Origin of the sequence: [Clostridium] scindens (assembly GCF_019597925.1) — a bacterium.
Taxonomy (GTDB): domain Bacteria; phylum Bacillota; class Clostridia; order Lachnospirales; family Lachnospiraceae; genus Clostridium_AP.
Genome location: NZ_CP080442.1, coordinates 2,233,003 through 2,258,251 on the forward strand (window position 1 = coordinate 2,233,003; position 25,249 = coordinate 2,258,251).

12 protein-coding genes are annotated in these 25,249 nt (G+C 51.3%); 3 read left to right on the forward strand and 9 right to left on the reverse strand.

Annotated elements, in window-relative coordinates; translation table 11 throughout:
* Window positions 1-38 precede the first annotated feature (38 nt).
* Window positions 39-13,085, reverse strand: coding sequence for a SpaA isopeptide-forming pilin-related protein (locus K0036_RS10830; protein WP_220429710.1), 13,047 nt, complete (start codon window positions 13,083-13,085; stop codon window positions 39-41).
* 235 nt (window positions 13,086-13,320) lie between these two features.
* Between K0036_RS10830 and K0036_RS10835 the strand changes: the two genes are divergently transcribed.
* Entirely contained in the window at window positions 13,321-14,535 is a 1,215-nt protein-coding gene (locus tag K0036_RS10835; protein WP_220429711.1) for an AfsR/SARP family transcriptional regulator, read from the forward strand.
* A 61-nt stretch (window positions 14,536-14,596) separates the two neighbouring features.
* On the opposite strand, the gene K0036_RS10840 is transcribed toward K0036_RS10835, so the two are convergent.
* From K0036_RS10840 to K0036_RS10870, 7 genes are read right to left on the reverse strand one after another with little or no spacing between them, the layout of a single operon-like run.
* Window positions 14,597-15,499, reverse strand: coding sequence for a S8 family peptidase (locus tag K0036_RS10840; protein ID WP_220429712.1), 903 nt, complete (start codon window positions 15,497-15,499; stop codon window positions 14,597-14,599).
* A gap of 19 nt (window positions 15,500-15,518) precedes the next feature.
* Entirely contained in the window at window positions 15,519-16,229 is a 711-nt protein-coding gene (locus K0036_RS10845; protein WP_220429714.1) for a response regulator, read from the reverse strand.
* A complete protein-coding gene (locus K0036_RS10850) occupies window positions 16,226-18,916 on the reverse strand; it encodes a sensor histidine kinase (RefSeq protein WP_220429715.1) in 2,691 nt (896 codons plus the stop codon). The genes K0036_RS10845 and K0036_RS10850 overlap by 4 nt, the downstream gene beginning before the upstream one ends.
* Window positions 18,917-18,935: 19 nt before the next feature.
* A complete protein-coding gene (gene kdpC, locus K0036_RS10855; protein ID WP_220429716.1) occupies window positions 18,936-19,541 on the reverse strand; it encodes a potassium-transporting ATPase subunit KdpC in 606 nt (201 codons plus the stop codon).
* Window positions 19,542-19,564: 23 nt separating this feature from the next.
* Window positions 19,565-21,637 (reverse strand): potassium-transporting ATPase subunit KdpB, encoded by a 2,073-nt coding sequence (gene kdpB, locus K0036_RS10860; RefSeq protein ID WP_220429717.1) that lies wholly within the window; start codon window positions 21,635-21,637, stop codon window positions 19,565-19,567.
* 12 nt (window positions 21,638-21,649) lie between these two features.
* Complete coding sequence (gene kdpA, locus K0036_RS10865) at window positions 21,650-23,392, reverse strand: potassium-transporting ATPase subunit KdpA (RefSeq protein WP_220429718.1); 1,743 nt, start codon at window positions 23,390-23,392, stop codon at window positions 21,650-21,652.
* 51 nt (window positions 23,393-23,443) lie between these two features.
* Entirely contained in the window at window positions 23,444-23,848 is a 405-nt protein-coding gene (locus K0036_RS10870; protein ID WP_025643291.1) for a hypothetical protein, read from the reverse strand.
* A gap of 197 nt (window positions 23,849-24,045) precedes the next feature.
* Between K0036_RS10870 and K0036_RS10875 the strand changes: the two genes are divergently transcribed.
* Together K0036_RS10875 and K0036_RS10880 are read left to right on the forward strand one after the other, a co-directional pair.
* A complete protein-coding gene (locus K0036_RS10875; protein WP_025643290.1) occupies window positions 24,046-24,681 on the forward strand; it encodes a J domain-containing protein in 636 nt (211 codons plus the stop codon).
* Between the two features lie 75 nt (window positions 24,682-24,756).
* Window positions 24,757-25,005, forward strand: coding sequence for a hypothetical protein (locus K0036_RS10880; protein WP_025643289.1), 249 nt, complete (start codon window positions 24,757-24,759; stop codon window positions 25,003-25,005).
* A gap of 71 nt (window positions 25,006-25,076) precedes the next feature.
* On the opposite strand, the gene K0036_RS10885 is transcribed toward K0036_RS10880, so the two are convergent.
* Window positions 25,077-25,220, reverse strand: coding sequence for a hypothetical protein (locus K0036_RS10885; RefSeq protein ID WP_196813485.1), 144 nt, complete (start codon window positions 25,218-25,220; stop codon window positions 25,077-25,079).
* Between the last annotated feature and the right edge of the window lie 29 nt (window positions 25,221-25,249).

Genomic DNA, 25,249 nt, shown 5'->3' on the forward strand with positions numbered 1-25,249 from the left:
TCACAAAACCTTTCATTTTTATAAAGTCCCGGATTTTTTTACACCCCTTTCTTCTTTTTCCGCTTCCAATACAAGGTTCCTGCCGTCCCGCCGGATGCGGCCAGCAGAAGCGCATACAGCGCCAGATTGGATACGTCGCCGGTTCTTGTTCTTCTGGCTCTTCGCCTTGTCGTCGTCCGCCTTGTGGTCTTTCGTACCACCCGGGTCTGCGGCTTATATATGCCGGCATCCCAGGTAGGATCCTGGGTATCCTCATTCAGATAGAAATGCCTGCTGTAATAAGAATTCCCCTCCGCTCTTCTTGACGCGTCAGAATCCACGGCGTTTCCATTATCCCCGGTTCCCCGGTTATACTTGGTTGCCCGGTAGCCGTCCGGGATATAATAGCGTACCCGGTAATAGCCAGGATTCAGGTCGGCAAACCAGTAATAGCCGTTCTCATCCGTATATGTGGTCCGGATCTCTGACCAGGAACCGTTGTCTCCGGTTCTGCCGGATTCATTATACTCCAGCGATACCTTCACATTCGGCACGCCTTTTTCTCCGTCATCCTGGATTCCATTATAGTCGTCATCATACCAGACGTAATCGCCCAGCGCTGAAAGCACCGGTATGACTCCGCAGTCCCAGGTCATGTCTTCCTCGCCGTAGCCCGGCTTGATATTGGCCGTCACATAGCCTCCTGTCGACTGTGGATTCAGCAGCGTGCCGTCGATAATTCCGGCCTCGTATTTGCCGATGGCATCGGAATCATTGGTGCTGGCTTTATTTCCCTCGGAAACATTGAGCGTAGTCACCTTTCTTGTCGGCTCCAGCGCAAATACGACGCGGTAGTCCTTACTGATCCATTCGCTGCTCTCCAGGTCTTTAAATACATAATATCCAGTCTCGTCGGTTGTCGTCTCTCCCGCATACTGCCATGGGGACTGCTGGTCATCCCGGAACTGCAAGACGACTCTGACGCCCGGGATCGGGGTCTCCGTCCTGTCCTGCAATCCGTTTTTGTTGGCATCTATCCACACATAGTCGCCAATGGCGCTATATTTTCTGGCGCCAGCATCCCAGGTTGTGGAGATGGTCGCCGGATACAGCCGGATCTGCCTGATATATCCAATCCGCCTGTTGGTCACGCCTCCCACCGTAGAAAATTCATTGACATCCGAGTCAATGGTGGAATCATTGGCCGCTTTGGTATCGTATGCGCCGTCATCTCCGTCAGGATCCTGGTTCGCCTGCACTCCCGTATATCCCTCAGGGTACTCGAACCGTACGGCGTAATCCTGATAGGTTCCATCCGGTATCAGCAAATGGTCAAAATAATATCTTCCATCTGCTCCGACTACCGTCTCGGCAATCGGCTCCTTCTCCCGGTTTCCTGACGCGTCAATCTTATACAGCGCCACCTTGGTGCCGCTAAGCGGGATATTCAGGCTGTCAAGATGCAGGTCATTGTAGTCTGCATCGTCAAACACGAACCCGCCCAGAGCGCTGTACTCTACCAGGCCGGCATCCCATCGGTCATCCATGTTATCCTGGATGCCCGCGGCCGTAAGATCGTTCTTCGTGAGCCAGATCGTCCTGGTTCGGCGGATGCGCCCGTTCTCGCCCGCATCTTCCTGTGCATCGGAATCGCTGTTATTCTCGTTGCTGTAATCGGCTTCCTTGCCATCCTCATCGACTTTTAGTACCTTCGTAAAATCGTACTGATAGGTATAGCCGGAGGCATTGGTCTCATGCGTGAGCGTGGAGGTATCGAATTCTACGACATAATACCCCTGGAGCAAGCCGTCAAATTGGTAATGGCCCTCTTTGTCCGTTACTGTACTGGCAATTGGAGCATCGCCGTCCTGCACGCGTCCATCCTTGCCTTCCACTTTATACAGCCTTACAGAGACTCCTTCCACGCCTTTTTCATTGTCGTCCTGGACTCCATTGCTATTGGTATCCTTCCATACATAATCGCCGATGGCGTAGGCGTTTACAAGGCCGGCGTCGATGTCCGTGCGTTTCTCTCCGTGAAGCTTGCCGGTATCCGGATCTCGGCTTACCCACAGTTCAACCGGATCGGTGGTGCCGTCCGGGTTCACATTCGAATCCTTCTCATCCCTCTCATTGCCGTTTGCATATTTGGCCGTCGGCGTATATTTGGAGCCGTCCGGCAGCACGAATTCTACATAGTAGGAATAAAATTCATTTCCTATATAATTGTCTGGATTGGTCTGATCCGTCTTGCCGCTTTCCAGATAATTGCACGGCAGATCGGTAAACTCATAGTAGCCTTTTCCTGCCCCTTCCTTCGACCGGGTCTCAGTGGTCTTTAGGACCACGTCTCTGGACTGGATCTGTCCATTCGCCCGGTAGGTGATCCTCTGGTGCAACTTGACTGTGATGCCGTTCAGACCGGGATCATATGGATTGCCTTCTAGATCCTTGGTATCATTCTGGATGCCATCCTGGTTGGCGTCAAACCATACATAGTCGCCGATGCTGCCTGTCGGAAGGTTCAGCGTACAGATGACCTTGTTTGGCTCAGTCCTGTTCTCGGACGGAATAGCATCCCCGGCTGCTCCTTTGAGAATTACAGCAGAAGCAGCGGAATTCGCCATAATCTTTCCATTATACTCGCTCATCTGCTCCACCGTGTACTCAGGAGCATTCATCACCAGCACCACCTCATAGGAGTCTCCTGGCTGAAGGCCTTTCTCCCCGAATGTCACATTCACGCCCACGGCGGAGATATTGCGCTCCTGGGGCTTCACTGTGGACCAGCCGTCGGACCATGCTGATCCGTCAGTCCCCGCACTGTAAAGCATCTTAAGCGCCCCATCCGCTTCGTCGGTTCCCGGCGCCTTTCCCTGCCAGCTGTTTGCATAGGCATCCGGCTCTGCGTAATAATACACGGTAGGCTCTGCCTGCACCGCTTCGCCGTTTACGCCTCCGGATGTCCCGGCTGCCTCCACGCTTGCCAGCGTCATCTCGTCATGGGATGCGTCAGATGCCGGCGTAGTCGTGCCTCTGTCCGTACCGGTCAGCGTCATCCGGTCTCCGTTAAACGGAAGGATGTCTGTCAGGCGAATCTCTGATAAAGTGTTGCTCGAATTGTTATAAAGCGTCAGTTTGTAGTAAACCTGATCGCCCGCGTTCACGCTGACATTGCTTCCCCAAAGGCTGCGGTCCGTGGATATCTCCTTTAAAAGCTGGACGCTTGTGGCGCTGGACACCGTCGCCTGGGCTGGCTGGTTCAGATATTCCAGTTCTTTGTCTACCGCAGCGTCAATGACCGGCTCTTCGGTAACCATGCTGTTCTCGGCTGCCGGCTTATAACTCAGGCCTTTCTCATTCTCCACCGTCGGCGGAAGCGTATAATTGCTGCTCAGGTAGGCTGGACAGATCAGTGCGTTTAAGTCTGTCTTCTGCGCGTAAGAGATCGTTCCGGTAAAGTCAATGAATATCTGCTCTCCTTCGCCCAGTTCGAAGTTCTTGAATACAAACGTATACTGCTTCGTCGTCCGGCTCTCATCTTCCACGTAATTCCCATCTGCATCAATTGAGACATAAGGATGCACGTCGCTTGCCACGATATCGAAGCTTGTAGACGGAATCGTGATCAGCTGGCCGTCCCGGTTCCGGTAATATACGCTGAATCCGCTGGATAGCTGGGAAGTGCTCTGTACCAGCGTCGTGTCCGCTGGCATGCGGACGGATATCACTGGTTCCTTGAATACCTCTTCCTGATTCTCCACATCCACATTTTCCGCCATCACCTGATACTTGATATCTTCTCCGGAAAAGAATCCGCTGGCTTTCTGGTTCTGGATCGTGTTCGTGATCCGTACTTCCGGGATCTTCTCAATATAGGACGGGATCTGGGCAAACACGATCTGGGAATTTTGGCTTCCCATATGCGCGCCCGTCTCCAGCGGATCGCCGTTTTCATCCAGCTGGCTGTCTTTCCATGCGATGCTGGCCTGGTTGCTGATCTGGCGGAGTTCATTGATCTCCCGGCTGGACCATGAACGGTTCAGGAAGGTCGTATGAATCACCAGTCCCTCGCTGTAAAATCCGGCCAGTACATTGGTATACTCTACCTTGACGCCGATCACATGCTCGCCTTCATCGAATTCAACCTTCACGCCGTCTTGCGGACTCAGGTCCTCAATCACCTTATATGGCTCTGCCGGCCACTCATCCTGCTCTTTCTGCGCCAGCGTCGTCTGTACGTATACTTTCGCGCCAACCGTCTGTTCCTTGATCCCATCATTGTATGGGCTGTCATTCCAGGAATGCCCCAGCGTAACGCTGTTCATCCGGTAATCCTTGATCACCGAACTTCCCGGATCCGTCGTCACGTCCATCTCTTTATAATCGGTTCCTGCCATTTCTTTCGTGGCCTTGCTGTACAGCTTTATGTCGTTGTCCGTGACCACGAATTCACTGGCGCCCACTTCATTGCTGCCATCCGCATAGCCATCCACCTTGAAGTTTACAGGATAGTCGTACCCTTCCTCCATCAGGCTCTGGCCGGATGTCACCGGCGCATCTTTCTTGTAGCCCTCGTCATCATCGCTGATCTCTTTTTCAATCTTTGCCTGGAATCCCTGTACCTCATCCGCCTTTTTATTGGTGAACGCGACGAGGTTTACGTCTGCTTCCGGCACATGGTTCGGCCAAACGGTCACCATCTGCTCCAGGTCATAGAATCTGTCATCCAGCGTATAGCCTGCCGGTGCTTTGACTTCCACCACCTTGTACGTGGTTCCCTTGGCATCTGCCTTTAGAAGGCCGGACAAAGTCCCGTCTGCCGAATCCGTGGTGGTCACCGTCATCTGCGTATCCACCCACGTATCCCCGCTCTTCTTATAGATCTTAAACTCTGCTCCTGCCAGGATGTTTCCATCTTTATCCGTCTTTTTCACCCGGATTCTGCCGGCAGCGGATGCGTCCAGCATGGAGGCCTCTTCCACGAGGAGACCCGGGTCCTGCTTAATGGCATTGATTGTAAGCCCTGCGGTCACCGTAACTTCTACGGCTTCCTCCATCACTTGATATCCTGCCGCTTCCACCGTTCCCTGGCCATCCTGGGTTTCTTTGATATAGTAAGTGCCCGGCGCAAGATCCTCCCATGCGCACAGCCCCTGTGCATCCGTAGTCCTTAAGGAGTTTCCTCCCAGGGCTTCCGCCTTGCATGCCTCATCCGTATACAGACGGAAGGTGGCGCCTTCCAGTTTCTCATCTTCAGCGTCAATCTGCCCGTTATGGTTGGTATCTCCGTACTTGGTGAACCGAATGCTGCCATTCGGACTGTTGTGCGCCTTCAGAGACAGGGTTTTTCCTGCATTCTCTTCATTGATCGTAAACTTGATCTCTTCCTGGGACGGAGCACAGTAGATGGTATGGCTTATATTGTTTTCCGTATAGGTATAATACGGCTTTGACTGCTGCAGATCTTCCTGGATCATATAGTCGCCGTAAGGCAGGTACCAGGACGTGTAGCCGTTCTGGGACACCTCGAAGGTATCCTTCTGGGTACTGCCGCCTTCATAGAGTTTCCATGTCCCGTCCGCTTCCTTTTGGTAGAGTTTGAATACCGCGCCGCTTAACGCCGTCAGATTCCCCTCCGGCTCGCTGGCATTGCCATCATACTTCTTAAGCAGGAAGCGTCCGCTCTGGGCTCCATTCATAATGGCTGCCCCAGAAGAGGTATATCCTCCCTGAGCGTCTTTTGTATCATAGGCTGTGACAATCTGGTTATCCTTTACCTCGAACCAGTAGAGCGTATCGCTAAGTCCATAGCCTGCCGGTGCTTCCGCCTCTTTTACTACGTACCATCCGGCATCCAGAGGAACGCTTAACGCCGTTCCGTCCGCGCCGGTAACCAGGGTTGCGCAAGACTCGCCGCTTGGGCTGTCTCCACGTTCTTCCACCGCATAGATCTCGAACTTCGCTCCCTCCAGCCTCTCAATGCCGGTAATACCGCTGGCATCCGTCCATGCGCCTTCTTTTGTTATGCTAATCTTGCCTTTTCGGTCATTTGCGATCGGGCTATCCAGCGTTGCCACCGTCTGATCCTTGTCGTAGGATATGGTTACCGGGTAGATGGTCTCATTCATCAGATATGCTTCTCCGCTTACCTCCGGTGCCTTCAGTTCCTTGACATAGAAGGTACGGGAAGATACTGCCTTTCCATCCCCGTCTTCCAGAAGCAGTTTTTCAAAGACAGCGACCGCCTTCTGGCTGTTGCCGCTTTCTTGAATCGTTGTCGTGCTCTTTCGCTCGGATGGCGTATTCTCCAAGGTTCCCTTCTCTGCCGCCTCTTCGGAATCGTAAAGTCCGAAAATGGCTCCCGCAAGCGGCGAGTGATCCGCTGCCGCCACCTTTTCAATCTGGACAGTGAAATACTTCTTATTTGCAATCTGCCCCTGAGCTTCATTGCTATAATCCGCAAGCGTTTGCCCGGTTACGGCATAGGGGCCATAGTAGACATCTGCAGGCGTTTCATAGCCGGATGGGGACTGGGTTTCCTTGAGATAATATTCCCCTTGCGGAAGCAGTCCGGTTACCACCGTGCCATCAGCGCTGGTGGTCAGTATTGTGTTGGAATACTTCTTATAAGAGCCGTCCGCTTTCTTTGTGTAGATCTGGAATTTTGCGCCGGACAGGCCGGTTCCATCATTCGCGTCTACCTTCTTAATCTTGAATCTTCCATAAGAAGACTCATTGATAATCCTCTGATCGCCGGTCAGTTCCAGCGTCTTGCCTATTTCTACCGTAATGGGCATTGCTGATTCCACACCTCCGGCCTGGTACTCCGGCGCGTTATTCCCGACGCTGCTTTCAACCAGCCAGTAGTTGCCTGCATCCAGTTCCCAGTTAGTTATATTTCCTCCTGAGGTTACCTTTGTGTCAATATAGTTCTCTTTGACGCAATCGGCTTTCTTATCGTCAGACACTCTTTTGTATAGTTTGAATTCTACATTGGAAAGCGGCCGCGTTGCCAGTTCTCCCTTGTCATTGACATACCTTCCCGCTTTCCGGATCGTCAGGTAGCCCTTGTGGTCATTGGAGAATAGGATCGGGGAATCTTCTGCGTTGCCATAGATGATGTTCCCGTTTCCATCCATGCCGGTTACCTTCCCTGCGCGGATCTCAAACTGAATCACCGAAGCATTCACCGTGTAGCCTGGCATCTTCGTCTCGCTGATCCGGTAGGTTCCAGCTTCCAGGTCTTTCGACAGATAGATGTCGCTGGCCGAAGTATTCTTCTTAACCGTTACCGGAATCTCTTCATTGACCACTTCCCACTGATTTTTCTCTAAGTCTATTGCTTTCTCCAGCTTAAATGTGGCGGTAACATCCTCTTGATTGACATAGCCATTATTTACAACCTGCTTCTGCAGCGTGAACTTGCCTACCTTGGCCGTATTCACGAAGGTTCCGGCATCCGTCGTCTCATCTTCCTTCACCTCGGCGTGATAATACCCTGAATTTGGAGTCTTTCCCTTATCGGCAGAGCCGATCTCGATGATCGTCGGCGCCGGATGCGCCGCTTCGGTATATTCCTCCGCGTCCGCTTCTTCCACGATATAGTGTCCGGCCGGGAGAAGCACGGACTTAAAGATGCCCTGCTCATCCGTATATCCGGTATATAATACGGCGCCGGTCTTTACATACTGGCCGTTTTCCAATATGGCCGCATATACATTGTACTTAACGCCCGCCACCGGATACTCTTTATTCCCGATCATCGTCACCTTTTCAGCCGTCAGATAGCCCATCAGATGATTGACAGCCGTGACAGGAGAATAGACGATCTCTCCCTTGTCGTCCACGCTTACTACCAAAGTATTGACCGTGTTAAAATCATACGCATACCCATCTGGCGGCAGTACTTCTGCCACGTAATAGGTGCCTGGCGCCAGATTCCTGAAAGCAAAGGAGCCATCCGCCTTCGAGACGGCAACCTGTAAGATATGATTGAATCCATTGGCATCATAGATGCCGGTAAACTGATAATCCGGATCATTCTTCTTTTTCTCCAGTACCGTCTTTAATGCCGCGCGCTTTGCGGCATCCGTCTCATACTGGTTCTGCTGCAGATACAGATTCACCATCCCGGCATCCGCCGCGGTACGATACACTGCCATATATGCGCCCGATAGCGGCTTCCCGCTGGCATCCGTCTTCTGTCCCACAATCGGCGTCTCTGGATAGTTGACGGCTGTGACTATCGTCTCCTTCCCTTCTTCTACTACATATGGGCCATACCATTCCTGCCCCATATAATAGCCGTCAGGAGCCTTGGTCTCTTTCAGCCAGTAGGTATCTCCTGCCTTCAGGGTTGTCGTCGCTGCCGTTCCGTTTGCGTCCGTCTGCATCATGCTGCCGGAGGCATCCGAACTTTCTGACACCTTCGCTTCTACCAGATATACCGTCTTTCCCTGGCTGGTGGCAGTTTCTTTTTGATCCGCTGGCGCCTTCTGGTACTCTTCTTCGGATACCTCTCTGTAGATCGTAAATTCAGCGCCCATTAAAGGCGTTCCCGCAGGACTCGTCTTGTTGACTCTTAACTTGCCCCGCTTCGTCTCATTGGCGATCGTAATCTGGTTCGCATCCGTCTTCGAAGTCTCTCCGCTTACGACGGATATCTTGTAAGTATTCTGCATGCGCACAGCCAGATCATCTAAGGCCATGGCTTGGTCCGTCCCGTTCAGGTGGTATCCTTCCGGCGCAGCGACTTCTTCGATCCAGTAGTCGCCTTCCGGCAGAAGGCCGGACTCCCAGGAGCCGCCTGGCATGGTAAAGGTATCTAATACAGGGTTCTTTTGAATATCTGCTTCTTTATTGCCTTCTCCGGTACACTTAAAGATTCGGATCTTCGCGCCAGACAGCGGATAGGTGACGGAGTCCGTCCCTGACACCGCGAACTTGGCGACCTTGTCGACAAACAGTCGGCCCATCTTCTTATTCCCGATAGGATTTTCCAGGTAGGTCCGGTTCGTCTCTCCTGCGGTGATCGTAAATGCATGGGGCGTCGTATCCCGCTCATAACTGCTCAGTTCATCCGGAAGTTCCTGTTCTACCAGGACATACGATCCCGGCTCAAGCCACCCGGAAATCGCGTTGCCATCCTGATTCGTAGTTAAGGTCGCGATAACTTCCTTGCCGCTATAATCGGTCACTCCGGCCTCTTCCTTGTAAATTGAGAATGTGACATTGGCCAGCCTCGCTCCTGGCTCATTGGCATCAGCCTTGGCTATGGCTACTTTGCCGTCCTTGGCCTGATTTTGGATCTCATCCACCTGTTCCAGGTCCGGATATCCCGCCGTGTTCTGTCCGGGCTTTACGCTCACCCGTCTGGGATTCTCTGCCATCAACTGATGGCCTTCGGCTGTAATCTCCTTCAGCCAATATTCCCCTGGCAGCAGTCCCGTCCACTGGGCATTTCCGCCTTCATCCGTAGTCTGGGCAGACACCAGGTTCTTCTCCACGCAGTCTGCCGCCGCATCCGGCGTATCCCCGCATTGATACAATTCAAAGACCGCGCCGCCAAGCGGAACATTTGCTCCGTTGCCGTCAAAATCCGTGGTCTTATAAATCTTATAGGTTCCAAGAGGCACATTCTTCACCACTTCGCTGTAGATAAGACCCTCGCCGTAGCCATCTTCTTTGATGGAGGGCAGCGTCACTACTGTCACCAGCGTCCCGTTTGCAAGATCCGCCGGCACGTAGCCTGCCGGACTTTTAAACTCATAGATCTGGTAAGCCTTTCCCGGCACCAGTCCAGTGAAGACAACGACGCCGTCCGTCGTTACCGCCGGGTCTGCCTGCACCCACTGCCACACGCCGCCGTCATCTTGCGCCTTCAGGCGGAAGGAGGCCGTATCCTCTGTTATGACATTGCCTGTTACGGAATCGGTCTTTTGAATCTTAAGCGATACCTCTGGGTCGTTGGAAACCTCGATCTCTGTCTCCTGGTTCTCGCCCACATCCGCCTGGATGACCGTCTTGCTCATCACATGCCCCTTGGGCGCCTCGATCTCCTTGAGCCAGTAGGTGCCTTTTGGCAGCAGGGGAGAATAGGCAATTCCGTTATCCGCCGAAGTCAGCACTACCGGATTCCCTTTGCTGTCCGTCACTGGCTGCTTGCATGCACTGTCCATAAAGATCTGGAACTTTGCGCCTGCAAGCGTCTGTCCGCTATGGGAATCCTTCTTTACCAGCTTGATCCTTCCATAGTCCGCCGTATTCACTACGGTGATATCCTTCGTCTCTTCTCCCCGGCTCACCGTAAACTCTGTACGGGTATTTCCATCCGGCGTCTGGAAGCCTTCCGGCGCTTTTGTCTCGATATAATAATAGGTGCCCGGAGCAAGCTGCGCATATTCGGTATATGGATTTCCGGTACCGTCCACTGCCGTGACCAGCTTGGTTCCCAGAGTCCCCTTCGGGTTCCCTTCTTCTCCGCCATAGAGGCAGGTTCCTCCGGTTAGCGAATCCCAGATCTCGAATTCTGCGCCCGTCAATTGCGCGGAATCGGTGACCGTCACATTGCCGACCTTTCCTTCCTTCAGAAAACGGACCTTGATCTTCGGCGTATTTTGAACCTTCAACTCTGTAGTGGCAATATTCGCGGCGACTTTTACCTGTGCCATTCCATTTTCAATAATTGCATATCCGTCCGGCTCTTTCGTCTCTTTCAGGACATAGTAGCCTTCTTCAAGCGCGATGGAAGTTGCCATTCCATTGCTGGTGCTCATCTCATAGGCGGAGCCATCCGCCTTTTTCACCAGTTTCTGCATCCATTCCTGCGGAATCTCCGTCAGTCCGTTGATGTTCTGCTCCGTCTCGAACGGTCCATACAGCTGGAAGGTGGCGGGGCTGCCGGTGATGATATGCCCTTTCTCATCCGTCTTCTTTAACTGAAAGCGGCCTTTCGGGGATACGTTCACATACCCGGGATTTGCAAGCGGCCCTGTGGACTCGGAAGATGTAAAGGCCGGGGATGCGATCTGCCCTGCCGTCACCGTCACGGTACCGATCACGCCTGGCGCAGCGACGTATTCCCCGTTGCTGCCCACGCTGGTTTCCCGGATCTCATATAAGCCCGGCTCTACGCCCTGGAATCTCACCCGGCCGTCTTTTTCCGAGACCGCCGTATACTTTGGCGTCTCATCTCCTGGCAAGGTCAGCGCAAATTTAACTCCTTCCAGAGGTTCCACTTTTCCATTTGCGTTCTTGCCATATTTATAGAACTGGACCATTCCATATTTATCCGTCGTATTCACGATCTTCAGACCATTGCCATCCAGTTCGGCTGTATACCCATCGGCATCGTCCAAGGCCAGCTGGCCATTCTTTACCGTCACCTTGATCTTCTTCCCGGATGGCACGCGAAGTCCGGAATCATCGCTTACGATTTCTTCTATATAATAGGTGCCCCGGTACAGATTCTGGAAGGTGGCGCTGCCATCCTTTCCGATTGCTATCGTAGAATCTGCCAGTTCATTTCCATTAGCATCCTTTAGGGCATTTCCCTCGATGTCAACTGCGGGCTGGCCATCTTCGTCATAGAGTTTAAACGCAACGGTGCCTGTATGGAACTTTGAAGAAGTCTCTTCATCCATCGGCAGCAGTTCTGTTCCCACCTGAAGGTATTTATTGATCACGATGGACTGCGGATCTGCCGCCTTCTCCTTTTCCCCAAGCTGAATCTGCGCCGTATCCGTACTTGGAGCCTGGGCCGTTCCCAGAAGGGCATAGTCAAGCTGGGCCGTGTTGGTAAGCGTCCATTTATTCAGCACTTTATTGCTTTCCACAATATATGGATTCCTGTGATACTTAAGGGTAACCGTATAAGTAGTAGGCATCATGGAGCCTTCTGTAATGTTTGGGTAATCCGCCACATCTGTCTGCGTTGCTTTCTCATACGTGCGGATCTTTAGGGACTTCACGGTATCCCCTTCTTCCACCACATCATAATCCGTTCCTTTTACAAGCGGCTGGCCGCCCATGGTCACCGCAGCCACCTCATAAGGCTGGCCGCCGTCCGGATATCCGTCGTAACTTCCGGCAGACGCCAGCGTAGGCAGGATATCCGTCAGAAGATAATCTGTCACCGCCATGCGCCCGTTCGAATTGAAATTCGCTTTCGTACTGTCTACATTGATGGTGTAGGTTGCTTCATAGGACTTCGCGTCATTCGATATTCTTACGTCTCTATCCTGGCTGATAGACTTTGAGACCTTCCAGCCATCCTTCGCATTCACCGTCACCACCGGCCGGCTTGCCTCCTCGATAGAGCCGGTTACCGTAACGCCTCCGGCTATGCCTTCCATCGTCGGGTTTAAGATGATCTGCGTGCCATCTGCCATCTGGAAGTTCTCCGTCTTGAGCACGATGGAGATATCGCTTCCCTGTCCGGCGTTCAGTCCCGTATCCATCGTAATGCTCAGCGTATTGACGCCGTCTACTTTGGATAGCCTGACTCTGGCGATCTTCTGTCCGGTTACGGCCAGCCCCCAGCTCTGGGAACTGTCTTCTGCTACGGATACATGATCCGGAAGCGGAATTTTGATCGTAACCGCATTGTAGGTCGCGCTGCTTCCCAATGCCGGAAGGTTATATCCCAGGATATACCGGAACGTCTCTCCGGAAGCCACGGATGCAGCCGGCATATCGTTGTTCACCTTTGCGTTCAGTTCAATCTTCTGCGTGCTGTCTGCTGCAAAGGTGCTGATGCCGTCTGTCTCTAAAGCGCCTGCCGCGTCGCCAATATCATTGCCGTTCGCTGCATCTGTCCCGCTGTCTGCGCCAAAATTGTCCTGATTGGAAGGCGGCGTCTGTACTTCCGCTTCCTGCTGTCCTCCTTCCTGATTTGTCGTATCTCCGGCACCGCCTTGCTCCTGACCAGAGATGTCCTCTTGGTCTACGGTTCCGGAAGACTGCCCCTCTCCTCCGGCGGCCTCTTCAGCCTCAGATGCCTGATTCGCCGCATCCATGCCGAATGCCTGATACACGCCCGTATCGGATGTGGCAATCATCAAGACCGCCAAAAATAAGGCAATAATTCTTTTCCCCTTTTTCATCGTATGATCCTCCTTTTTCCAGTCATTCATATCACTAGCCTTTGATCGCATAACATCGTCGTACATTATATAAAATAAAGTTTTGCATAGAATATGCATGTTAATATATCATATACCCTCCCCGTCACCTGCGCGTCACAAGAGTCGAAAATGTTACAAATGAGCGGCATTTTATGCTTTTATATTTACTTTTTTTAAATCACCTTTATATTTATTATATTAGGAGGAATCGCAGATGATTAATCAGACACAAGCAGACGAGGAACTAGAACCACTAAAGATCCACATGTTCGGTGAATTTACCATAGAGAATTCGAACTATGTCATGACTACTTCTAAGAAAAGCGGCCTGACTTCATTCTTATTAACGGCCTATCTGATCGCCAACCGGGGAACCGATATTACTTCCGATTCATTGATCGACGTCCTATGGCCCGAAGGCAATATCAACAACCCTGCCGGAGCCCTGCGGACGCTTTGCTACCGGACCAGGAAACTGCTAAGCAAGTTCTATCCCGGAAAAGACGTGGAACTTCTTGTCCGGGTAAATAATATCTATTCCTGGAATACAGACATTTTGCAGGATATCGACATCTATCAGTTTGAGCACCTGTGCCACGAGGCTTTCCGGGAACCAGACCCTGCGCGTCAGTATGCGCTTTTAAGCCAGGCTTTTGAATTATACAAAGGGGAGTTTCTTCCCCTGTTCGCCAATCAGTCCTGGGTACTGTTTCGCAGCAATTATTATGGCAATCTCTATATCAAATGCGTCAACAAGATGTGCTATTTTTTAAACTGCCAGGGGCACTATTATGAGACGCTCTCTTTATGCAACAAGGCTCTGGAACTGGCGCCCTCGACCGACGAGTCGCTGCACAAGCAGAAGCTATACGCGCTTCTCAAGCTTCAGAAAGTGCAGGAGGCCCTGGATTACTACTACTCCATCCTCACGCTGTTCAGCCAGAAATATGGCTTGGATATTACGGATTCCATGCAGGATATATACCAGGAAATCCTAGGCCATATGCCTAACCAGTATCAGACGCTGGCCTCTCTGGAGCAGAACCTTAAGAAAAAGGAGACCCAGCCGGGAAGCTTTTACTGCAATTTTGACATTTTCCAGAATATCTATCAGGTGAACCTCCGGTCCGTGCGGCGTTCCCAGAGCCGCCACTACCTGATACTCCTGACCTTGTCAGATACCGATAACGGCTCCCTGATCAGCAACGAGATGAAAGAAGAGATGGATATCCTGCAGCAGGTCATGGAAAAGCGGCTTCGAAGCAACGATGTCTATACAAAATCCAGCATCTGCCAGTTTTCTTTGATCATTGCCGTTCCAAATGAAAATGGGCGCAATGTCGTTATACGGCGTCTGGAAGAGACTTATAGCAAGAAATGCCAGCACCCGAATATTATCCTCACGATAGAGTCCAGCGAGATCCACTGAAAAAATACCGGACGGCCCACTTATCCTATGGCCTCCGGCATTTTCTTTTTTGTCTTTTCTTTTATTCCCCTTCCTTTTCCTTCAGCAGCTTCTCTACGTTCAGGATTCCCCAGCCATAGAAGGGCATCTTATCCCCGGCCCGATCGCACCGCTCCCTTAGCAGCAGCTTGATCTCTACATTTCCCGCGTCCGGATATTTGGACAGGTATAGAGCAATCGCCCCTGCCACCATTGGCGTTGCCATAGATGTCCCGCTCTTCATAACATAAGGTCTTCGATCCTTTGGATAATCTGCGTTGCAGGACATAATCTGATAGCCCGGCGCCACCAGGTCAGGCTTGACAATGCACTGCTGGGTGGGGCCAAGTCCGGAACAGTTATTCTTTACCTTGGAATTTCCCATTGCCCCCACGGTAATTACTTTCCGGCTGTTTCCGGGTACTGCCACCGTCCCTTCTCCCGGCCCGTAGTTTCCGGCAGACACCACTACCGCAATACCCGCATCCCACAACTGCTCCACCGCCTGCAGCAGTTCATTCTCCTTAGTCTCCTCCAGGCCTGTCTTTGCTCCCACCGATAGATTCACCACATGAATGCCATACTTTAGCCTGTTCTGAAAGATCCACCGGATTCCCTCCAGAATCTGCCGAATACTCCCCTCCCCGCCTTCATCCAGAACCTTGACGATAATCAGTCTGGCCTTGGGAGCCATCCCCCCATAGACGCCTCGATAGGCGCGCCCGTCCCCGGCCAGGATTCCCGTCACATGGGTGCCATGGCCGCTGTCGTCATATAAGCCGTGCCGTCCGTTCACGCAATCTTTAAAGTCCATGACCCTTCCGGTAAAATCGGGGTGCATGGCAAGTCCTGTGTCCAGTACGGCCACGCATACGTCTCTGCCGTTATTAATTGCTTCTATCGTATCACTGCACCAATAATGCACTGCCTGTTTCACATGATTCATGTTAAAATATCCTTTTTTATCAGGATATTCGAATCATCCGGTATCCGACACCAATATGCGTCTGAATATATTGGGGGTGGTTCTTGTCTTTCTCTATCTTCTTTCGAAGGGAAGCCATATAGACTCTTAAGGAAGACCTATCGCTCTCAATGGCATTGACCCATACTTTATCCAGGATGAACTGATAGGTAAGCACCTTCCCCACGTTTTTGGCCAGGAGGCATAATAGGCTATATTCCAAAGGCATCAGGTGAATCTCATGCTCTCCGATAGATACCGTTCCCGCGCCATAATCAATCGTCAGCTCGCCATTATGGAAAATGCTTGCATTTCCCTCCTCCTTCTGCATCAGATACTGGACGCGCCGAAGCGTTGAGCGCAGCCTCGCCAGCAGTTCCTCTACGCTGAAGGGCTTCGTCAGATAATCGTCCGCCCCCGCGTCCAAGGCATCCACCTTGTCACGATCGTCGCTACGGGCGCTGATCACGATAATCGGCGCTACGGACCAGGTCCGTATCTTCTTGATCACGTCCACGCCGTCCATATCCGGAAGTCCCAGATCCATCAGAATAATGTCCGGGCTTCCAGATGCCGCGGACATGACTGCCTGATTCCCATTGGCAGCAGCCATATACTTATAATTCTGTGATTCCAGCGTCGTCGTAATCAGGTTCCTTACAGGAGCGTCATCTTCCACCACCAGAATATACGGTTTTTCATTCGTCATCATATCTTCACATCCTCCACTTTCAGTTCAAACCGGAATATGGTTCCTTGGGGCACATTGTCATATACCTTGATTTTGCTTCCATGGGCGCCTACAATGGCCTGGCAGAGCGTAAGGCCAAGCCCCATACCCCTCCTGCCGTCCGCCACGGAATGATTGACGGTATAGAACATGCGGAACAGTTCTTCCTTCTGGTCATCAGGAATCCCAGATCCGTTATCAGAGACGGAGATGACCGCCTGGTCCCCGAACCGCTTCGCCTTAATGCTGATTATGGAAAGCGGCGGCGTGTACTTGATGGCATTGTCCACCAGATTGATGATCACCTGCATCATCAGTTTCACATCTACCCTGACCATCAGGAATTCATCGCAGTCCACTTCAATCTCCTGCTTCTTTCCCCTGCGGTTCACATGCCTTAGAGCCTCCATGATCACATCTTCCATGATCTCGCCCTGCAGGTTCAGTTCCATAGAGCCATTCTCGATCCTGGTCACCGACAGCAGATTCTCAACCAGATTGATCAGCCACATGGAGTCATCATAGATATCCTGATAGATTGCGTTCTTCTGCTCTGTTTTAATCTGCTCTCCATTTCCCAGCAAGGTCTCCGCATTACCGGAAATGCTGGTGAGAGGCGTCCGCAAATCATGGGAAATGGATCTTAGAAGATTGGCTCTTAACTGCTCTTTCTGCAGTCTTACTGCGGACTCCTTGCTGGAGAGCCTCCATTCCTCCTTCTCAAGGGCAAATGCGCACTCATTCAGAATCGCCCCCATGATCCCCTCTTCAAAAGCCGGAATCTCCTGCCGCTCCATGTCGATTCCTACCACCGCGAAGACCTTGTCTGTGCTGCGCACTGCCATGCACAGACATCTGGCTCCGGGAAGAGTCTGCGTGGTATATCCGGCATGCTTGTTATTGCGGTAGGTCCACTGGGCTACTGCAAGTTCCGTATCATCCAGAATCTCCGGCGCATCCTCATGAACCTTATAGACAATCGGCGCATTATCTTTCTCTGGTTTTCCCAGATAAAAGTAAATATTCCGCTCCAGCAGCATCCCCAGCTGTTCCGCCGTCTTCGCGGCAATGTCCTCCAGCGTGGATGCGTCCTGCAGCTTCCTGCTGGTTTCCAGCAGGATCTCTGTCCGATACGCCTTGCGGGCATTCGATCTTGCGTAATCCTTGACCTTGCGGGTCAGCGTAGAACTGATAACCGCTGTAATAAACATGACTCCGAAGGTGATCAGGTACCCAGGATCATTGACTTGAAGCGTTCGAAACGGCTCTGTAAAGAAAAAATTGAATACCAGGATACTCAGCACGCTGGCAATCGCTCCCCAGATCTGCCGGCTGGCAAATATGGCGCAGGTCAGCACGCTCAGCATATACACCATGACGATATTCGCCGCACTGAATCCAAATATACGGTTCAGGGCAAATGCTGCGATTGTGGAGCCTGCCAGGCTTGCTATGCAGATCATCAGATCTTTTCCGGTATTCTTTCTGCCCTTGGCCTGCTTGCGTTTTTTCTTCCCTTTCAGGTACTTTTTATCATAGGCATCCGGGATCAGGAAGATCTCCAGGGAAGGGGCCTGCCTGCTCAATTGCTCCGAAAAACTGTCCCGGATAAATAGCATTCTGCGCTTGGTATACGTCCTTCCAAGCACCAGTTTGGAGACCCGGGAGACCTTGGCATATGCCCCGATCTCTTCCACGATATCGCTTCCATAGGAAGTTACTACCTTGGCGCCCAGCTGTTCTGCAAGCCTGGTATTCTCATTTAACTGCCGGATATCTTCCTTGGTCATGCCAGAAGCATCTGGCGTCTCCACATACAAGGCGGTAAACTTTCCGTGGAATGCCCCGGCCATCCTTGCCGCCTGGCGGATCACCTTCTGGTTGGAGGGCGACGGCGACAGGCAGATCAATATATGCTCCACCGTCTCTGCGCCCCCGTTGGATATGGCTTCCTGGGCCAGATTTACCCGGTCTGCCATTCTACGCAGGGCAATCTCCCTTAAAGACACCAAATTTTCTTTCGTGAAAAAATGATACATGGCCCGGCTGGCTTGCTTCTCCCCATAGATCTTTCCCTGCTTCATGCGCTCCAGCAGTTCTTCCGGCTCGATATCCACCAGTTCCACCTGGTCAGCCTCGTCGAACACGGAATCGGGAATGCGCTCTCTTACCATAACGCCGGTTATACCCGCGATGGAATCGTTCAGGCTCTCCAGATGCTGTACATTGACGGTTGTATACACATTTATGCCTGCTCTTAAGAGTTCCTTGATATCCTGGTAGCGCTTCTCATGCCTTGAGCCAGCTGCATTCGTATGAGCAAGTTCATCCACCAGCAGAATCTCCGGCCTTCTAATTAGCGCCGCCTCCAGATCGAATTCTTTCAGTTCTATATGATTATAGGAAATCTTCCTGGGCGGAAGCATCTCAAGTCCTTCCGTGAGGGCCATGGTCTCCGGCCTGGTATGCGGCTCGATATATCCGGCCACCACATCAATCCCCGATTCTTTCGCCTTATGCGCAGACGACAGCATGGCATAGGTCTTCCCTATGCCTGCTGCGTATCCGAAAAATATTTTTAGTCTCCCTTTTTGGCTCTGCTCCTTCTCGCTTTCCATAATCTGCTTCAGGAACAGATCGGGATTTCTCTTATCTTCATATAAGTTCATCTTTTCCACCGCACCTATCTTACTTCAAAATGCCATCTAATGCAAGGTTGACCTGCAGCACATTGACCGTATTTTCTCCAAAGATGCCTAAGAATCTGGCTGTCGTATACTTGTCAATGATCTTCTCCACCTCTTCTTCCTGCATATCCCGCTCTTTTGCGATCCTTGGCACCTGGTACTTGGCTGCGGCGGTGCTGATATGAGGATCCAGGCCGCTCCCCGAATTTGTGACCAGATCTACTGGAATGGCCTCCTCCTTCGCGTCTGGATTGGCCTTCTGGATCATGGCGATCCGTTCCTTCACTTGTTTTTCATAGTCCTGGCTTGCCGGTGATTTGTTGGAGGGACCTGCATATATCGTGGCATTTCCTTTTTCATCCGTGAAGGTCTCCGTGTTCGTGCTCATGATGCGTCCCCACATATATTCCTTGCCTGTAAATTCCTGTCCCAGAAGCTCGCATCCATACTTGACCCCGTCCACTTCTATGATACTCCCATTTGCCTTGTCATGAAAGAGCAGCTGGGAAATTCCGGTAACCGCCAGAGGATATAGAATCCCACACAATATAGTAAATGCCGCCAGGACTGCCAACGCCTTTCCTGTTACTGATCTTAATATTTTCATATCGCCCACACCTCTTTCTTCATTTATGCCAGGAATCCTAATGACACAATCAGCATATCAATCACTTTGATACACAGAAATGGCGCAACGATGCCGCCTGCTCCATAGACCAGAAGGTTCCTTCTAAGCAGTTTTCCTGCTGATACTTCCCTGTACTTGACGCCCTTAAGCGCCAGCGGGATCAATGCGATGATAATCAGCGCATTGTATAGGATCGCCGAGAATATGGCGCTCTGCGCGCTGTGCAGATCCATGATATTAAGCGCTGCCAGTCCCGGATACAGCCCCATGAACAGAGCCGGGATTATCGCGAAATATTTTGCAAGATCATTGGCAATGCTGAACGTTGTCAGGCTCCCTCTCGTCATGAGCAGCTGTTTTCCAATTCGCACGATATCGATCAGCTTCGTCGGCGAGGAATCCAAATCTACCATATTGCCCGCTTCTTTTGCAGCCTGGGTTCCGGTATTCATGGCAACTGCCACATCCGCCTGTGCAAGCGCCGGCGCGTCATTCGTTCCATCTCCGGTCATTGCCACCAGATGCCCCTTTCTTTGCAGTTCCCGGATCATATCCAGCTTGCCCTCCGGCGTGGCCTGCGCCAGGAAATCATCCACGCCTGCTTCTGCTGCGATCGCCGCTGCAGTCATCGGATTGTCTCCGGTGATCATCACAGTCTTAATCCCCATCTTTCGAAGATCTGCAAACTTCTCCTTCACGCCGGACTTAATAATATCTTTCAAATAGATGACTCCGATTACCAGATGGTTCTTTGCGACGACCAAGGGCGTGCCCCCCTTTCCCGCAATCCTTTTTACAACATCTTCGCATTCTTTGCTGAAGATGCCTCCCCCTGCTTCCACATATCTTTTAATTGCCTCTGCAGCCCCTTTGCGAATCTCCATTCCTTTTGCATTGACGCCGCTCATGCGGGTCTTGGCGGTAAATGGGATGAATTCCATCTCTAAGTCCTCAAGATTCCTCCCACGTATTCCAAATTCATCCTTGGCGAGAATGACGATGCTGCGGCCTTCCGGCGTCTCATCCGGAAGAGAGGACAGCTGGGCAGCGTCAGCCACCTCCAAAACGGTGTGGCCGTCTACTGGAATAAATTCGCTGGCCTGCCTGTTTCCAAGCGTGATGGTCCCTGTCTTATCCAGAAGAAGCGTGTCTACGTCCCCGGCCGCCTCAATGGCCCGGCCGCTCATAGCCAGCACGTTCGCCTCGTTCAGCCTGCTCATTCCCGCAATACCAATGGCAGACAGCAATGCGCCGATGGTGGTTGGAGCAAGGCAGACCAGAAGCGCGATCAGCGAAGTGATGGAAGTCGGATTCTCAATCCCCGCCTGATCTGCACAGAACAGGGAGTACGCGTACAGCGATACAGTAACCAGGATAAAGATGATCGTCAGGGCAATCAGGAATATCTCCAGCGCGATCTCATTGGGCGTCTTCTTTCTGGATGCCCCTTCAACCATTGCAATCATTTTGTCCAGGAAACTCTCTCCGGCCTCGCTGGTGACACGCACTACGATCCAGTCTGACAGCACGGTGGTTCCTCCTGTTACTGCGCTTCTGTCGCCGCCTGCCTCCCGGATTACCGGCGCCGACTCTCCTGTGATGGCGCTTTCATCGACGGATGCAGCACCTTCGATGACTTCCCCGTCTGATGGTATCTGCTCTCCGGCCTTGACGATGACCAGTTCCCCTTTCTTAAGGAACGCAGACTTTACATCTTCCACCTGTTCCTTCTTTGTAATGGAAGGAATCTTGTGGGCCGTCACATCTTTCTTGGATGCCCTTAAAGCGTCTGCCTGGGCCTTTCCTCTTCCTTCGGCAATCGCCTCCGCAAAGTTAGCGAAAAGAACGGTGAACCACAGGATGATCGCCACTCCGCAGATGAATCCTGCCGGTGCATCCTGGATTCCCGCGAGTGCCAACACAAACAGCCCAGTTGTCAGAATCGCTGAGACGTATACCAGGAACATGACCGGATTCTTCGCTTCCGTCATCGGCGATAGTTTTATGAATGAATCTTTGATGGCTCTTTTCATCATCTTTCCATCTGCAAGACTGATTTTTTTTACTTTTTCCATACTTAATGCCTCCTACCCTATCATCTGTAAATGTTCTGCGATCGGCCCCAGTGAAAGTGCCGGGAAGAAACTCAATGCTCCAACCAGCAGAACAATGAAGATCAATAATCCTACGAACATCGCATTGCAGGTTGACAGAGTGCCTGCTGTCGTCGCTACATGCTTCTTCCTTGCAAGGCTTCCCGCAATGGCCAGCACTGCCATCATAGGCACGTATCTCACCAGAGCCATTATCATCCCCAGCGAAAGATTGAGAAAAGGCGTATCTGCGGCAAATCCCGCAAATGCCGAACCATTGTTGCCCCCGGCTGATGAGTAGGCGTATAGTATCTCGGATAATCCATGTGCGCCCGTATTATTCAGGCTATAAAGAACCTGTGGAAGAACTGCGGCAATGCCGCTTCCGATCAATATGGCTACCGGCGTGGCAAGGCATACGACGCAGGCCATCTTCATTTCAAAAGGCTCGATCTTCTTGCCCAGATATTCCGGCGTCCGCCCCACCATAAGGCCTGCTATAAAGACGGTCATGATGGCGAATCCAAGCATGCCATATAATCCGCAGCCGGTACCTCCAAATACGACTTCTCCAAGCATCATAAGAAGCATGGGGATCGCGCCGCCTAGAGGGGTATAAGAATCATGCATGGAGTTAACGGATCCATTGGATGCAGCCGTCGTAAATACCGCCCATGTAGAACTGGCCGCGATTCCGAACCGGGATTCCTTTCCTTCCATGTTACCGCCGCTCTGTCCATCTGTCGCCTCAATATTGACCTGCCCGTCTGCCATAAGCTGCGGCGTCGCATTCTGTTCGGCTATGGCAACGCCTGCAAGCGCCAGCACCAGCATGATCGCCATAGCCGCAAATATGGCACGGCCCTGCCGCTTATCCTTCACCGCTTTTCCAAATGTAAAGCATAACGATACCGGAATTAGCAGTAACGAGAGCATTTCGATCAAGTTGGAAAAAGGCGTAGGGTTTTCAAGCGGATAGGCTGAATTGGTTCCAAAGAATCCGCCTCCATTGGTTCCCAGCTGCTTAATGGCAATCTGGCTTGCCGCCGGTCCCATCGGAACGGTGGCTTCCGTTATCTCTTCTCCATCCTCCGTCTGGACCGGCTCGAGAAGCTGGACCGTCTCATATTCCTTCATATTCTGAACGACTCCCTGAGAAGCCAGGCCCACGGCAACTACAATGGACAACGGGACCAGCACATATAATACGATTCTGGTAAGATCCGCCCAGAAACTGCCAAGCCCTTCCTTCTTCGCTTTGATGAAACCGCGGATCAGCGCGAACAGCACTGCGATTCCTACCGCTGCGGATACAAAATTCTGCACCGTAAGCCCGGCCATCTGTGAAAAATATGAAAGGCCAGTTTCTCCGCTGTATGCCTGCCAGTTGGTATTGGTCACAAAACTGACGGCCGTATTGAATGCAAGATCCGGACTCATGCCGGAAATCTTCTGGGGATTTAAGGGCAGGAACCCCTGGCACATCAGTATGGCGAACAGCAGAAGGAAACTGAAGATGCTGAACATCCCAACGCTTGCCGCGTATTTCTTCCAGTTCATCTGTTCCTCTTGGTCCACCTTAAGAATCTTGTAGATGAGATTCTCCACCGGGGAGATAATTTTGCCAAGCCATACTTCCTCTCCGTTCATAACCTTTGCTATGTAGCCCCCCAGCGGGATGGCCAGGGCAACAAGTATTACAAGGTAAAGTACATATTGGATAATTGAATTTGTCATTTTATTCTTTCCTCCTTACAGCGTATTGCTTATATAGCAGCTATTTCTGGCCTATGCCGCCTGGACCTTCCTTTTGCCCGTCCACAGGCGTCTCAGAAAAAAAACGGATTTCTCTAATAGGGTTGGCTGCCTCTCTGGCAGGCAGTCATCCACCGTATAGGCCGGCTTGACGTCCTTCTCGCTGTCATAGAGGGAATAGGCATCTATATTCTGGCTTGCTGGCAGGAATGTCGGATCCAGCGACCATGCCGCGCGGAAATGCCGCATTGCATCGGGATGATGCCCCTGGCTCTCCAGTACGATTCCCAGCAGGTTATGAGGTACCGCGCTGTTGGGGTACCGTTCCATATATCTTGGAATCAATTCCATACAAGAATCCCAGTCCTTTTCTTCTATATATTTTTTCACCTTCATGCACAGGTCTGTCATCACTTCGTCATACGCTTTCTTTTTCATATTGATTACCTCCTGATCTCTTATCTTCCTTTCCTTAATCTCAAGATAGCATGACGCATATAAAATGGGTGTTAAAGGGATGCCCGTTCGTATTAAAATGAAATTAAAAGATTTCTTTGAAATAAAATTGATTTATTGCCAGATTTGTCGTAAGATAATTATGTTCTAGGTCCATGTATTGATAAGGGGAGGATATAATGGAGAACAAGAATTATTATGATATTTTAGGGGTATCTGTGAAAGCCACGATGGATGAGATTACCGCTGCCAAGAACCTTCTGGCCAAAAGATACCATCCTGATGTAAATATGAAGCTGGGAGTTGACACGACGGAGCAGATGCAGGAGATCCTGGAGGCCTACCGCATCCTTTCAGATCCCAGGAAACGTTCCGAATATGACAGGGAGATTACCGGGCGTACAGCTGTGATGCAGACCTTCGATCTGCGTAATGAGGAGGAGCCCGAGGAGGATTGTGCCCCTACTTTTGTTACATACTGGAAGGCTGCCAGCGCGCTGTACGATATTATTGTAGAAAGCGACGCCCTTTTCAAGGAGAAGGACCGCTCAAGCAGGCTCGCCCAGCTGTCCATGCAGGCTATCAAATACGTCATCTTGCTGCGCGGCGCCAGCATTCCGGAAAAGTACTGGCATCCTGATATTATGAACTGGCTTCTTTTTACCTGGTATAAAAACCGGAACCTTACCATTGCCTATCTTCTCACGCTTTACGATGACTATGTAAAAGAGAAAATCCCAGTGGTTGAAAAGTTAAGGCTGCAGAAGAAAGCCTTCCATTTCCAGCACTCTGTAAAGCGGCTGGTAAAATATTAATTCAAATCATCTCACACATTGGAAACCCCCGCATATTATGTACTGTAAATATCATCATAAACGGAGGATTTCAATATGAGCGATTTAAGTGCTACGAACTGTGGATGTGGCTGTGATTCTGTAGGAAGAGGAGGAGACTGCGGATGTGGCTTTGGCAACAACAGCTGTATCTGGATCATCCTGCTTCTCTGCTGCTGTGGCGGCTTCGGCGGCAACGGCAATGGATGCGGCAATGACAGCTGTATCTGGATCATCCTGCTTCTTTGCTGCTGCGGCGGCTTCGGCGGCAATAACAATGGATGCGACTGCGGATGCGGATGCTAATCCTTTTCTGACGAAAAAGAACCCTGCCCATAGGAAAATCCTATGGGCAGGGAAAAAGGAGACGGAGTATATCACTCCGCCTCCTTTCTTTTATCCTGATGTGAATTCTTTGGCTCATCCTCTTTGCGTTTCTCTTCATCGAGACGTTTCTTCAGCATGCATTCCTCATCAATCTCATATACTGCGTTTCCGTCAATGATTAATTTCCTGTTCATGGACCTGTCTCCTTTACATACTTCATTCC

What these genes read in the sequence shown, in the direction of transcription:
- K0036_RS10830 (WP_220429710.1), bottom strand. Translation starts at nt 13,085, where the DNA reads ATGAAAAAGGGGAAAAGAATTATTGCCTTATTTTTGGCGGTCTTGATG.
- K0036_RS10835 (WP_220429711.1), top strand. Translation starts at nt 13,321, where the DNA reads ATGATTAATCAGACACAAGCAGACGAGGAACTAGAACCACTAAAGATC.
- K0036_RS10840 (WP_220429712.1), bottom strand. Translation starts at nt 15,499, where the DNA reads ATGAATCATGTGAAACAGGCAGTGCATTATTGGTGCAGTGATACGATA.
- K0036_RS10845 (WP_220429714.1), bottom strand. Translation starts at nt 16,229, where the DNA reads ATGATGACGAATGAAAAACCGTATATTCTGGTGGTGGAAGATGACGCT.
- K0036_RS10850 (WP_220429715.1), bottom strand. Translation starts at nt 18,916, where the DNA reads ATGAACTTATATGAAGATAAGAGAAATCCCGATCTGTTCCTGAAGCAG.
- kdpC (WP_220429716.1), bottom strand. Translation starts at nt 19,541, where the DNA reads ATGAAAATATTAAGATCAGTAACAGGAAAGGCGTTGGCAGTCCTGGCG.
- kdpB (WP_220429717.1), bottom strand. Translation starts at nt 21,637, where the DNA reads ATGGAAAAAGTAAAAAAAATCAGTCTTGCAGATGGAAAGATGATGAAA.
- kdpA (WP_220429718.1), bottom strand. Translation starts at nt 23,392, where the DNA reads ATGACAAATTCAATTATCCAATATGTACTTTACCTTGTAATACTTGTT.
- K0036_RS10870 (WP_025643291.1), bottom strand. Translation starts at nt 23,848, where the DNA reads ATGAAAAAGAAAGCGTATGACGAAGTGATGACAGACCTGTGCATGAAG.
- K0036_RS10875 (WP_025643290.1), top strand. Translation starts at nt 24,046, where the DNA reads ATGGAGAACAAGAATTATTATGATATTTTAGGGGTATCTGTGAAAGCC.
- K0036_RS10880 (WP_025643289.1), top strand. Translation starts at nt 24,757, where the DNA reads ATGAGCGATTTAAGTGCTACGAACTGTGGATGTGGCTGTGATTCTGTA.
- K0036_RS10885 (WP_196813485.1), bottom strand. Translation starts at nt 25,220, where the DNA reads ATGAACAGGAAATTAATCATTGACGGAAACGCAGTATATGAGATTGAT.